The sequence below is a fragment of the Streptomyces sp. NPDC059832 genome (genome assembly GCF_042731715.1).
GTDB lineage: Bacteria > Actinomycetota > Actinomycetes > Streptomycetales > Streptomycetaceae > Streptomyces.
In genome coordinates this window covers 310,963-322,845 of sequence record NZ_JBHWIY010000004.1, presented here as the reverse complement: position 1 = coordinate 322,845, position 11,883 = coordinate 310,963, and the positions used below count along the sequence as shown (strand labels likewise).

Genomic DNA, 11,883 nt, shown 5'->3' with positions numbered 1-11,883 from the left:
GATCGCCCCGGGCCGCGTCAGCCGGACATGCTGGGTCCGGCACATACCACCGGTCTCCCCACCATTCCACAGGAGTTGGCGCGTGCGTGAACAGGCATGGCAGAGGTTGCGTTCTTCCAGGCGGCGGGGCGGTCGGCGCAGAGCCGTGCCCGCGTTGGCCGCGGTGGCCGCGGGCATCATGACGATGGGGGTCCTGGCGCCGTCCGCGGCGTTCGCCGCCCCTCGGCCGGACACCGTCCAGCAGGGCCTGAACGCGCTGCTGCGCTCCGACGGCCTGCCCGCCGCCCTGGCCGGCGTCAGGGACGGCGAGGGCCACACCCGTACCTACACCGCAGGGGTCGGCGACGTGGCCACCGGCTCGAAGGTGCCCAGGGACGGTCAGGTGCGGATCGGCAGCAACACCAAGACGTTCACCGCGGTGGTCGTGCTGCAACTGGTCGGCGAAGGGAAGATCCGCCTCGACGCCCGGGTCGACACCTACCTCCCGGGTCTCGTACGCGGCAAGGGCATCGACGGACGCCGCATCACCGTCCGCCACCTCCTCCAGCACACCAGCGGACTCCCCAACTACAGCAACTACCTGGGCGACGACGTCCGTTACTTCGCACCCCGCGAGCTCCTCGGCATCGCTCTCCAGCACAAGGCCGACTTCGCCCCCGGGAAGGGCTGGAAGTACAGCAACACGAACTACGTGCTGGCCGGACTGATCGTCGAGAAGGTCACCGGCCACCCGCTCGCCAAGGAGATGGACCGGCGCATCATCAAGCACATCGGGCTGCGCCACACCTACTTCCCCGCCCCCGGCGACGCGACCATCCGAGAGCCCCATCCCAAGGGCTACTACCGGGATTCGGCCGACGCGCCGCTGCTCGACGTCACGGAGATCGACCCCTCCTGGGGCTGGGCCGCAGGTCAGCTGATCTCCACCGACTCCGACCTCAACCGGTTCTTCACCGCGCTCCTGTCCGGCCGCCTCCTCCCGCCGGCCCAGCTCGCCCAGATGCGCACCGCCACCGTCCCCGCCGAAGAAACCTTCGGCCGCGGTGCCCGCTACGGACTGGGGCTCGTGAGCAAGCCACTGCCGTGCGGCGGCCTCTACTGGGGCCACGGCGGCAGCTTCCCGGGATACGAGACCCGGGGCGGCGCCACCGATGACGGCCGCGCCGCCAACATCGCGGTGACCATGCAGCTGACCGACGAGGCAGCCAGAAAGCGTGTCGACAACGTCGTGGACGCAGCCCTGTGCCGCTGAATCTCGCTTCCTGAGGGCCGGCCGCCGCGTGGGCGTGGAGCCGGAGACGGCGGCCACCAGGCCCCGTCCCACGCCGGGTGTAGGGGTGCGATCCAGGGCACGATCCGGATCCTGCCTCGTAAGGAGTCGCACTCGGCGACCACCATCCAGAATGCACCTTTCGTGCCCGCATGCGAATCTGGTGATGGCCCATAGTCCGAGATCCGCAACAGGAGGCACGATCGTGGGCAAGAAGCAGAGTCGGCAGAACCGGGGTGCCCGCACCGGCGGCCACGAACGCAGCGCTGCTCCGGAGACGAAGGAGCAGACGAGGCCTACGGCTGCTGAGGACACGGTGCACTCGATCTCAGAGCAGGTCTCTCACCGGAAGCAGCGGAGGTTCGGCCACAACTGATCTCGTAGAACCACGACAACCGCCCTCCGCGGCGGCGCCCCCTCGGGGATCGCCACCGCGGAGGGCGGTTTCTGTTGCGCGTGGCGACTGAGGGGATCCGCTGGGGGGCGGGGGGCCGGGGGGCACTGGGGGGCGGGGGGCCGGGGGCACTGGGGGGCGACTCGGGGCACTGGGGGTTGGGGGCACCGGGGGGCTGGGGGCACGGGGGGTGCTGAGCGGATCCGGTCGCCGTTTCCCGTGAGCCCGGAGGCCCGCAAGGCCGCAGGCCCGTAAGCCCTTGAGTCCGCGAGCCGGTGCGCCGGTGCGCCCGTGATGCCGCGCGGCCTTCCGTCGATATACCGCCCATCCGGGGCTCGGCCGGAGGTTTATCTACGCGCGGAGCTATGACGCCCGAACGATCATTCGGGCATATCAGACCAGTTCTTCCTCAGCCATTACCGGCCGGTACCAATAGCTGCTAGAAACGTGGCGCTCAATCAACCCCCCACCCACCCCCCACATTTCGGAGGGCTGACAGCCATGTCAGTACGGAGATTCTGGGCGTCCGCATCCACTCTGGTCCTCGCCGCCGTGGCCGCGCTGGGCGTTGCCCAGCCGGCCTCGGCAAACTCCTCGGCCGCCGCCGGCGGGTACGTCGCCCTCGGCGACTCGTACTCCTCCGGCGTCGGCGCGGGGAGCTATCTGTCCGACAGCGGCGACTGCCGCCGCAGCACCAACGCCTACCCCTACCTCTGGGCGGCTGCGAACTCGCCTTCCTCCTTCGACTTCGTGGCATGTTCGGGCGCCACGACCAGTTCGGTGGCCGGGACCCAGCTGGGGGCGCTGAACTCGTCCACCGGCCTGGTCAGCGTCACCGCGGGCGGCAACGACGTCGGTTTCGCCGATGTCATGCAGGACTGCGTGCTCTCCGGCGAGGCCACCTGCCTCAGCAGCGTGAGCTCGGCCGTCACGCAGATCCAGAACTCGCTTCCGTCCGGCCTGAGTTCGCTCTACGGTTCCATCCGCTCGCGGGCCCCGCAGGCCCATGTGGTGGTGCTGGGCTACCCGCGCTTCTACCAGCTGAGCGGCAGCTGCATCGCCGGGCTCTCGGAGAAGGAACGGGCGGCCATCAACAACGCGTCCGACGTGCTGAACGGGGTCATCGCCAAGCAGGCGGCCGATGCCGGGTTCACGTTCTCCAGCGTGGTCGACGAGTTCACCGGGCACGAGCTGTGCTCCGGTGACGCGTGGCTCCACAGCGTGTCGTTGCCGGTCTACAACTCGTACCACCCCAAGGCCGCCGGTCAGTCCGGTGGTTACCTTCCGGCCTTCCGCTCGGCCGCGTAGGACGCGGACGACGGAGGTGCAGAAGCGCGGCGGGCTGCCGGGAGTTCTCCCGGAGGCCCGCCGCGCTGCTGCCACGGTCAGGCAGATGTCGACGTGGCACCCGGCCGGCGCAGGGTCAGGGCGGCGAACGCGGCGAGTACGGCGGTGGCCGCGGCGGCCCACCAGCTGTGGCGGAACGCGTCGAGCGCCTCGCCCGGCCCGTCCGGCGCACCGAGCAGCGTGACCATCAATGCCACACCCAGCACCGAACCCGTCTGGCGGGCCATCGTGGTGACGGCTGATCCGGTGGCGAATCGGGTGGGCGGGAGAGCCGCGGCGGCCGCGCCGACCAGGGTCGGGAGAGCGAAGCCGACGCCGATGCCGGTGACCATCATGCCGGGGAGGAAACCGCTCGCGTAGTGCGGAGCCGCATCGAGTGCGACGGCCCACCAGGCCAGCCCGGCGGCGAACAGCAGGCAGCCGAGTGCGGCGGTGCGGCCCGCCCCGATCCGGCGGACGACCGGTCCCGAGAGGACGGCGAGCACCGGCACGACCAACGGCCCCGGTGCGATGGCGAGTCCGGTACGGATAGCCGAGTACCCCCACACCTGCTGGCACCAGAGCACCGACGTCAGCAGCATCGCCGCGAACGCGACGGTGAAGAGCAGAGCCGCGAGGGTGGCCGTCGCGAAGACCCGGGCACGCAGCATCGGCAGTTCGACGACCGGGGCCGGATGCCGGGCGGACCGCATCCAGAAGCCCGCGGCGAGAACGGCGGTCGCGAGCAGCGGGACCAGCACGCGCGGCGAACTCCAGCCCCAGGCATCGGCCTTGACCAGGGCGAACGCCAGAGCGCCGATCGCGAGGGTGAGCAGCACCGCCCCGACGAGGTCCGGGAAGGGGCCCTCCCGGTGCGGGCGGGCGTCGGGCAGCAGCCGTACGCCCGCGAGCAGTCCGATCACGCCGACCGGCACATTGACGAGAAAGACCCAGCGCCAGTCCGCCTCCACGAGCACGCCACCGACCACCGGACCGAGACCGGCCGCGATCCCGCCGATCGCCGCCCAGCTCCGGATCGCCCGGGGGCGGCGCTCCGCCGGGGTGTTGACGAGCAGGAGCGCGAGAGACGTCGGCATCAGCGCGGCAGCCCCGACCGCTTGCAGCGCACGGGCGGCCACCAGCCAGCCGACCCCCGGGGCGAAGGCGCAGAGCGCGGAGGCGACGGTGAAGACCGCGAGTCCGAGGAGGAAGCCGCGGCGGTGTCCGTACCGGTCGGCGAGCCTGCCCGCGACGACGAGCAGGGCGGCGAAGACGATCGCGTACGCGTTGAGCACCCAGGACAGCGAGGCGAGCGAGCTTCCGTCGAAGGCGTCGCCGAGTGCCGGGACCGCGACATTGACGATGAACAGGTCGAGATTCACGACGAAGACACCGGCCGAAATGATCCAGGCGGTGGCCCGAGAGGAGGGAGCGGAGGAAGGCGAGGCGGCGGAGGGAGGACGGGAGGGAGCAGCCGCTCGGTCAGCCGCGGAAGCGAGTGAGTTTGATTTTCCAACTGTCATGGCGGCAAGGTAGCGCCAGTGAGTTTGAGATGGCAACCTTGTGGTGATGAGTGCTGCACAGGAAACCCACGCCCGCACCACCCCGACGGTCACGCTGCCCGGCCGGCCCTGCTCGGCCGCCGCCGCGCTGCATGTGGTGGGTGAGAAGTGGGCGCTGCTCGCGGTGCGTGAGATCTTCTTCGGCAACCACCGGTTCGAGGCCATCGCCCGTAACACCGGTGCGCCCCGCGACCGTCTCGCGGCTCGGCTGCGCTCACTGGAGCAGGCAGGAGTGGTCGAGCGGCGGCCCTACAACGAACGCCCGCCGCGCTACGAGTACCACCTGACCGATTCCGGACGGGACCTCGCGCCGGTCATCCGGGCGCTGCTGGACTGGGGCGACCGGTGGGTGCTGGAGGACCGGCCGGTGGTCATGATCCACAAACCGGCCGCGGACCCCGGGAACGAGGATCCGCACAGGGACGGGGACGGGGACGTGGGCGCCGATCCGCACGGACCGGCACGCACGCACCCGCACGCGCACGATCTCGATGCGGCGTGGATCTGCCGCACCTGCGGCGAGGAAGTCGTGATGAACACGCTGGCGGTCGATGTCCGCGCCCCCGGCTGGGACCGTTCGGGGCCCAGGGCGCCAAGCCCGTCCGACGGCTGAGGGCGGCGCCGACGGGAGACCTCGGGGAGGCCGCTACCGCTACTTCCCTCGACCGGTGCCGGTGCTTCCCTGGACCGCTACCGCTGCTTCCCTCGACGAGAGGCGGCGGGGACGTCAGTACCGCTCGACGAGATGCTCCCGGCCCGCCGGGGGCTCGTACGGCTCGGGCCGGAAGTCAGTGATCCCGCTGATCCGCCCCGTCGCGTCGAACACGAAGAAATGGATGGCGTGCAGCTCCTCGGCGCCGACCGTGAAGCGCGTCCGGACGGCGACCTGCTGCCCCTGGCCGTCGGCCACCACCCGCTCGACGCGGACCCGCCAGTGCCCCGGGTACTCCCGGTTGAACCGCAGATACCGCTCCTTCCCGCGAATGCGCTCGCGGGTCTGCGGCAGGTCGTACACCACCTCGTCGGCCAGCGTCGCGGCGAAGGCGTCCCAGTCGCGGGCGTCGGCCGCGCTCCAGTACGTATCCACCACGGCACGCAGATCGGCAGTCGTCGTCATGGTCCGAGTCTGAACCCCACCACTGACAATCGCCCCTTGTTCAGGAATCGGCCGCCCTCGACGCCTTGATGGAGTACATCAGCGGGATGCGCGGCCGGTCGGCGGGGAAGCGATAGAAACCGTCGCTCTGCCGTTCCAGCTCCGAGAAGCGGGCGAAGAGCGAGGCGTCGTGCTCGTGCAGGAACTCGATCCGCAGTCCGGCGGCGGCCAGCGCCGACACCACCTCGCCGATCGGGTGCTGCCATTCGACGCTGCGGTTGTGGACGGTGGGCGCGTCGAAGTCCGCGTACGTGCCGGGCGTCTCGTCCACCCAGGCATCGCGGCTGAAGTAGTCGTGCTCGACCTTCGTCCCGGTGGCGTCGTCGAGGCAGTCCGTCATCGGATGGAACTCCGCGAGATAGAGAAAGCCGCCCGGCGCCACGAGCGATGCGGCGGTCTCGGCCCAGCGGCGGGTGTCGGGCAGCCAGTTCAGCGCGCCGATGCCGGTGTAGACGATGTCGTACGACGAGTCGGGGACTGCCTGCGCGGCGTCGTGGACGTCGGCCGCGACGAACGCCGCCCGGTCCTGGGTGAACCCGAGCTCGCGGGCCAGGGCGCGCGCGGTCTCGACGGCCGGTTCGGAGAAGTCCAGACCGACGACCTGTGCGGCGCCGTGCCGGGCCCAGGAGAGGGTGTCGACGCCGATGTGACACTGCAGATGCAGCAGCGACTTGCCCGTGACGTCCCCGACCTCGGCGAGCTCGAATTCGCGCAGGGCGTCCTTCCCGGCGCGGAAGGAATCGAGGTCGTAGAAGTCGCTCATGGCGTGGATGGGGACCCGCTCGTCCCAGTGCGCGCGGTTTGCCTCGTGCCAGTCGGCAGGCCGGTCGGCAGGGGTCGATGCATGCATGCCGGGAGGTTATCCACAGGCTGCGGACGAAGCGAACGAATTGTCGGCGTTCCGACGCAGAATGGGGGACATGACTGAGATCACTGGCTCGACGACGGCCCCTTCCGCCCAGGCCCCCGCCTCCGCACCGGGCTCCGGCTCCGGCTCCGGCTCCGGCTCCACCCAGGCAGCCGCTTCCGCACCGGTGTGGGAGCAGCGCTTCCGGGCGCCGCGGGTGTCGTTGCCCGACTGGGCGGAGGACGCACCCGACCGCGCGCTGTTCGTCTCCAATGCGACGGGCACGTACGAGCTGTACGCATGGGACCGCGCCACCGGCGAGCAGCGCCAGGTGACGGACCGGCCGAACGGCACGACGGACGGAGTGCTGACACCCGACGGGGAGTCGGTCTGGTGGTTCAGCGACACCGATGGCGACGAGTTCGGGGTGTGGATGCGCCAGCCGTTCAACGACGACAAGGGCGGCGAGCCGGGCGCGGCGGTGGACGAACCGGCGACGCCCGGCCTCGGCCCCTCGTACCCGGCCGGACTCGCGATCGGGCGGGACGGCACGGCGGTGGTCGGCCGCTCGACCGACGAGGACGGGACGACGATCCATGTCGTACGGCCGGGGGCGGCGCCCGTGGAGATCTACCGCCACCGCGAGTCGGCGGGCGTCGGCGATCTCAGCCATGACGGGACGCTGATCGCCCTGGAGCACACCGAGCACGGCGACGCGATGCACTCCGCGCTGCGCGTGGTGCGGCCGGACGGGACGACGGTCGCCGAGCTGGACGACACCGAGGGCGGTACGAAGGAGCTGGGCCTGTCCGTGCTGGGCTTCGCCCCCGTCGCCGGGGACACGCGGCTCCTGGTCGGGCATCAGCGGCGGGGCCGCTGGGAGCCGATGATCTGGGATCCGACGACAGGCGAGGAGACGGACCTCGCGATCGAGCTGCCCGGCGATGTGGTCGCCGAGTGGTATCCGGACGCCTCCGCGCTGCTGATCGTGCACGGCTTCGAGGCCCGCAGCGACCTGTGGCGGTACGAGCCGGAGGCGGGCGGCGCCCCCGTCCGGGTGGAGACCCCCGCGGGTTCGGTGTCGGGTGCCACGGCCCGGCCGGACGGCACGGTGGAGTACCTGTGGTCCTCGGCCGCGCAGCCGCCCGTCATCCGGTCCACCTCGGGTGCGGTGGTGCTCGATCCGCCCGGCTCGAAGGCCCCGGCGTCCGTGCCGGTGGAGGACGTGTGGGTGGACGGACCCGGGGGCCGGGTCCATGCACTCGTGCAGCGGCCCGCCGCCCCGGCCGAGGGGCCGTTCCCGACCGTCTTCGAGATCCACGGCGGCCCGACCTGGCACGACAGCGACGCCTTCGCCTCCGGCCCCGCCGCCTGGGTGGACCACGGCTACGCGGTCGTCCGGGTCAACTACCGCGGCTCCACCGGATACGGCCGCGCCTGGACGGACGCGCTCAAGCACCGGGTCGGCCTGATCGAGCTGGAGGACATCGCGGCGGTGCGGGAGTGGGCGGTGAAGTCCGGCCTCGCGGACCCGGAGAAGCTGGTCCTGGCCGGCGGCTCCTGGGGCGGCTACCTGACCCTGCTCGGCCTCGGTACGCAGCCGGACGACTGGGCCCTCGGCCTGGCGGCGGTCCCGGTCGCCGACTACGTCACGGCGTACCACGACGAGATGGAGGACCTGAAGGCGATGGACCGCACGCTGCTGGGCGGCACGCCGGAGGAGGTTCCCGAGCGCTTCGAGGCATCGTCCCCGCTGACGTACGTCGACGCGGTCCGGGCGCCGGTCTACATCTCGGCGGGCGTCAACGACCCGCGCTGCCCGATCCGCCAGGTCGAGAACTACGTCGACCGGCTGAAGGACCGGGACGCGGTGCACGAGGTGTACCGGTACGACGCGGGACACGGTTCGCTCGTCGTGGAGGAGCGGATCAAGCAGGTCCGCCTGGAACTGGACTTCGCCCGGCGCCACCTGGCCCCGGCGACGGCCCCGTCCGGCGCGTAGCGGGCAGGCGGACGGCGCCCGTTCCTCCCGCACGAAGCCGGCACGATGCCGGCATGGAGCCGGGGACACGGGCGTCAGTCGGCACCCCGCTCCGGGCAACCGGAGCGGGGACCGTACCGTGGAGGGGTGTACCGGTTCCTGCTGACCCCGCGATGGTGGGGGATCAACCTCTTCGTCGTGCTGGCCATCCCGTTCTGCGTGTTCATGGGCACCTGGCAGCTCGGCCGCTTCGAGGACCGCGTGCAGACGCACGACGCCGCCGAGAAGCAGCCCGCTCCGGGCACGAGGGCCGCCAAGCCGATCGACGACCTGCTGCCCGTCGACACGGTGACCTCCGGCCGCCCCGCCACCGCGACCGGCCGGTACGCCGACCAGTTCCTGGTGCCCGGACGGAAGTTGGACGACAGGAGCGGTTTCTACGTCCTGAACATGCTCCGTACGGACAGCGGCAAGGCTCTGCCGGTGGTACGCGGCTGGCTGCCCGGCAAGCCCGGCGGCACCGCCGTGCCCGCCGCGCCGACCGGCGAGGTCACGGTGACCGGTGACCTCCAGGCGTCCGAGAACGCCGGCACCGCGGGTGTCGACGCGGCGGGCGGGCTCCCCGACGGCCAGCTGGGCATGATCAGCGCCGCGTCCCTGGTCAACCTCGTCCCGTACGACGTCTACGACGCATGGGTGACGCTCCAGGACACTGGGGCGGGTGCCGGTGCCCGTGCCGGAACCGGCTCAGGAGACAAGGCGGCCGGCGCACTGCGCCCCGTACCGGCCACCGCGGCGCAGGGCACCGGGCTCGACCTGAAGGCCTTCCAGAACCTCGGCTACACCGGCGAGTGGTTCGTCTTCGCCGGGTTCGTGCTCTTCATGTGGTTCCGGCTGGTCCGCCGCGAGGCCGAAGCGGCGCGCGACCTGCAACTGGGCCTCCTCGCGGAAGCGGAAGCAGAGCCCGATCCTGGGTCCGAGCCCGTGTCAGAACCCGAGCCCGAGCCGGAGTCAGGCAAGGACGCCGTGGGCACCGGAGCCGTCTGAGACACGCGCAGGCGCACAGGCACACAGACGCAGGACACCGCACACATGAGGGGGCCCGCCGGTTCGACGATCGACCGGCGGGCCCCTCATGTCATACGTCGTACGGCCTCAGGACGCGGGAGCCAGCACCCCGGTCCGGTAGATCGTGCCCGAGCAGGCGTTGGCTATCTTCGTCTCCGCGACCGGTGCCCCGGCCTCCGGCGTGTGCATCACGGCGACGCTGCCGTCCTGCGTCCCGCCGCCGTCCTCGCTGCCGAACTGCGTGACCGTCTCCGCCGTCCCGTCGCCGCTTCCCGTCCCGGTACCGGCAGCCGTGGCGCCACTCGCGCCACCCGCGTCGTCGGTCGGCGACGGGCTCGGCGAGCTTCCCACGGTCGGGCAGGTGTCCTTCGGCACCCAGGCGAACTTCACCTCGTACGCCATCGACGGCTTCAGCAGCACCGTCCCCTGCTCCTGCGAAGGGTCGGGCAGCCCGGCCGCCGCGTCGCCCGCGGTGTGCTGGACAACCGCGATCCTGGCCGGGTCGGCCGCACCGATCGCCTGGAAGCCCACGCTGCCGCTGCCGCTCACCGAGCAGTCCGTGCCGGAGACATTGGCGATCCGGAAGGTGCCGTAGACCGTGCCGTCGGCACCGGCCGCACCGGTCTCGGCCGAGGCGACACCGAGCTGCTCCGGGTCGCAGATCGGCATGGAGGCCATCGCGGGGTTGGTCGGGCCGGCGCCCCCGCCCGACAGGTTTCCGTCGGCACCCTGGCCACGGCTGTCGGAGGGGCTGCTCGTGCTCGTGGGCTGGCTCCGGCCACCATCGGCCTGCCCGTCGGCGTTGCCGCCGCTGTTCTTGTCGCCGGGCTGCGAGCCGGTGTCGCTGCCGTTGCCGCCCTGCGCCTGCTCGCCGTGCCCGGCTATCGCGGGGTTGGCGGTGTTCGAACCATCGGAGTTCGCGACATGGACGAAGGCGGGGACCGCGGTGCCGATGAGCAGCGCCGCGGCAGCCAGGCCGACCACGGCCTGCCGCCGCTTGGCGCGCCGGACGGGAACCGCGCGTTGCAGATGGTCGAGCGTGCCGTCGGTGGGCTCGATGTTCCGGACGGCGCCGCGCAGCATGCGGCGCAGCGCGACCTCGTCGAGGTCCGCACCGCCACCGGCCCCCGGGCCACCGTGCGGGCCCGAGTCCGGACCCGGGCCGAAGAGACTGCTCAGGCTGCCGAGCTCAGCGGTCTCGGCCGCCCCGGCAGATTCAGCACCCCCATCAGCCTCATCAGCCACGGCCGGCCCGGCCGGCCCGGCCGCGTCCGCGTCCCGGTTCACCCGTGAGGCATTCTCCGGCCCGTGGTTCACAATTCCGTTTCCAGTCCGGTCAATCCGACGCTCGCGCCGATGCTCACGTTCAAGGCCGTGTTCAGGTTCGGAGCCGTGTTCACGTTCGGGGCCGTTCTCGTACTCGCGGTCGCGCCGGCTCATCCCTGCGCCTCCATCACGACGCGCAGTGCCGCGATCCCGCGGGAGCCGTAGGCCTTGACCGAGCCCAGGGATATCCCCAGCGTCTCGGCCACCTGGACCTCCGTCATGTCCGCGAAGTAACGCAGCACCAGTACCTCCCGCTGGCGCCGTTGCAGCCCCCGCATCGCCTTGATCAGCGCATCCCGCTCCAGCTGGTCGTACGCGCCCTCCTCCGCGCTCGCCATGTCCGGCATGGGCTTGGAGAGCAGCTTCAGCCCGAGGATGCGGCGCCGCAGCGCGGAGCGCGAGAGGTTGACGACGGTCTGGCGCAGATACGCGAGTGTCTTCTCGGGGTCCCGTACCCGGTTGCGCGCCGAGTGCACCCGGATGAACGCCTCCTGCACCACGTCCTCACAGGAGGCCGTGTCGTCCAGGAGCAGGGCTGCGAGACCGAGCAACGACCGGTAGTGGGCGCGATAGGTCTCGGTGAGGTGGTCGACGGTGGTTCCGGCAGCCACGCCCTCCTCAGCGCCCTCGCGCTGCGAGGGCAGCCGTGCGGGACGCGCAGCGGGCATGGGCGCAATCACCGGCATACCGCCGGGTGCGCGGGGCCGTCGGAGCGGACGCACCGAAGCGCCGCGCAAGGGGCCCACCACTGTGATATCGAGAACCTCTGCCACGCCAGTTGGACACGTTTCCCCCCGTCAGGGTTGTACGCGCGCGGCATCGCGTTTGGCGCTGTGCGACATGCCCTCATACGTACCTGCTCTTCCCCGAATACCCCGAATGTGCGCCCCGCCGCGCCAGAGGTGACCGCATAGACGCGCACTCCCCGGCCAGTGGTTGCAGCAGGCCGAAAG

Annotated in this window: 10 protein-coding genes; 5 read left to right on the top strand and 5 right to left on the bottom strand. The window is 71.5% G+C overall.

The genetic code is table 11. The features are described from left to right. Positions 1-82 precede the first annotated feature (82 nt). Both ACFV8T_RS09335 and ACFV8T_RS09330 read left to right on the top strand, forming a co-directional pair. Positions 83-1,252 carry a serine hydrolase domain-containing protein gene (locus ACFV8T_RS09335; RefSeq protein WP_385325992.1) on the top strand — a complete coding sequence of 390 codons (1,170 nt, stop codon included), beginning with the start codon at positions 83-85 and terminating at the stop codon, positions 1,250-1,252. 913 nt (positions 1,253-2,165) lie between these two features. After that, positions 2,166-2,972: an SGNH/GDSL hydrolase family protein gene (locus tag ACFV8T_RS09330; protein ID WP_385325990.1), complete on the top strand. Its 807-nt coding sequence runs from the start codon at positions 2,166-2,168 to the stop codon at positions 2,970-2,972. Positions 2,973-3,049: 77 nt separating this feature from the next. Here ACFV8T_RS09330 and ACFV8T_RS09325 read toward each other — a convergent pair whose 3' ends face one another. Continuing rightward, positions 3,050-4,513, bottom strand: coding sequence for a DHA2 family efflux MFS transporter permease subunit (locus ACFV8T_RS09325; protein WP_385325988.1), 1,464 nt, complete (start codon positions 4,511-4,513; stop codon positions 3,050-3,052). 46 nt (positions 4,514-4,559) lie between these two features. Here ACFV8T_RS09325 and ACFV8T_RS09320 point away from each other — a divergent pair, with 46 nt between their 5' ends. Beyond that, positions 4,560-5,165, top strand: a complete 606-nt coding sequence (locus ACFV8T_RS09320) for a winged helix-turn-helix transcriptional regulator (protein WP_385325987.1) — start codon at positions 4,560-4,562, stop codon at positions 5,163-5,165. Positions 5,166-5,279: 114 nt separating this feature from the next. Here ACFV8T_RS09320 and ACFV8T_RS09315 read toward each other — a convergent pair whose 3' ends face one another. Beyond that, a complete protein-coding gene (locus ACFV8T_RS09315) occupies positions 5,280-5,669 on the bottom strand; it encodes a nuclear transport factor 2 family protein (RefSeq protein ID WP_385325985.1) in 390 nt (129 codons plus the stop codon). Between the two features lie 40 nt (positions 5,670-5,709). After that, the gene (locus tag ACFV8T_RS09310; protein WP_385325984.1) at positions 5,710-6,558 is read right to left on the bottom strand and encodes a class I SAM-dependent methyltransferase; all 849 of its coding nucleotides are present in this window, start codon (positions 6,556-6,558) and stop codon (positions 5,710-5,712) included. A gap of 70 nt (positions 6,559-6,628) precedes the next feature. On the opposite strand from ACFV8T_RS09310, the gene ACFV8T_RS09305 reads away from it, so the two are divergent. Together ACFV8T_RS09305 and ACFV8T_RS09300 are read left to right on the top strand one after the other, a co-directional pair. Then, positions 6,629-8,557 (top strand): S9 family peptidase, encoded by a 1,929-nt coding sequence (locus ACFV8T_RS09305; protein ID WP_385325982.1) that lies wholly within the window; start codon positions 6,629-6,631, stop codon positions 8,555-8,557. 126 nt (positions 8,558-8,683) lie between these two features. Then, the gene (locus ACFV8T_RS09300) at positions 8,684-9,583 is read left to right on the top strand and encodes an SURF1 family protein (protein WP_385325980.1); all 900 of its coding nucleotides are present in this window, start codon (positions 8,684-8,686) and stop codon (positions 9,581-9,583) included. Between the two features lie 108 nt (positions 9,584-9,691). On the opposite strand, the gene ACFV8T_RS09295 is transcribed toward ACFV8T_RS09300, so the two are convergent. Together ACFV8T_RS09295 and ACFV8T_RS09290 are read right to left on the bottom strand one after the other, a co-directional pair. Continuing rightward, positions 9,692-10,921, bottom strand: coding sequence for a hypothetical protein (locus ACFV8T_RS09295; protein WP_385325978.1), 1,230 nt, complete (start codon positions 10,919-10,921; stop codon positions 9,692-9,694). A 119-nt stretch (positions 10,922-11,040) separates the two neighbouring features. Next, entirely contained in the window at positions 11,041-11,616 is a 576-nt protein-coding gene (locus ACFV8T_RS09290) for a SigE family RNA polymerase sigma factor (RefSeq protein ID WP_266417417.1), read from the bottom strand. Between the last annotated feature and the right edge of the window lie 267 nt (positions 11,617-11,883).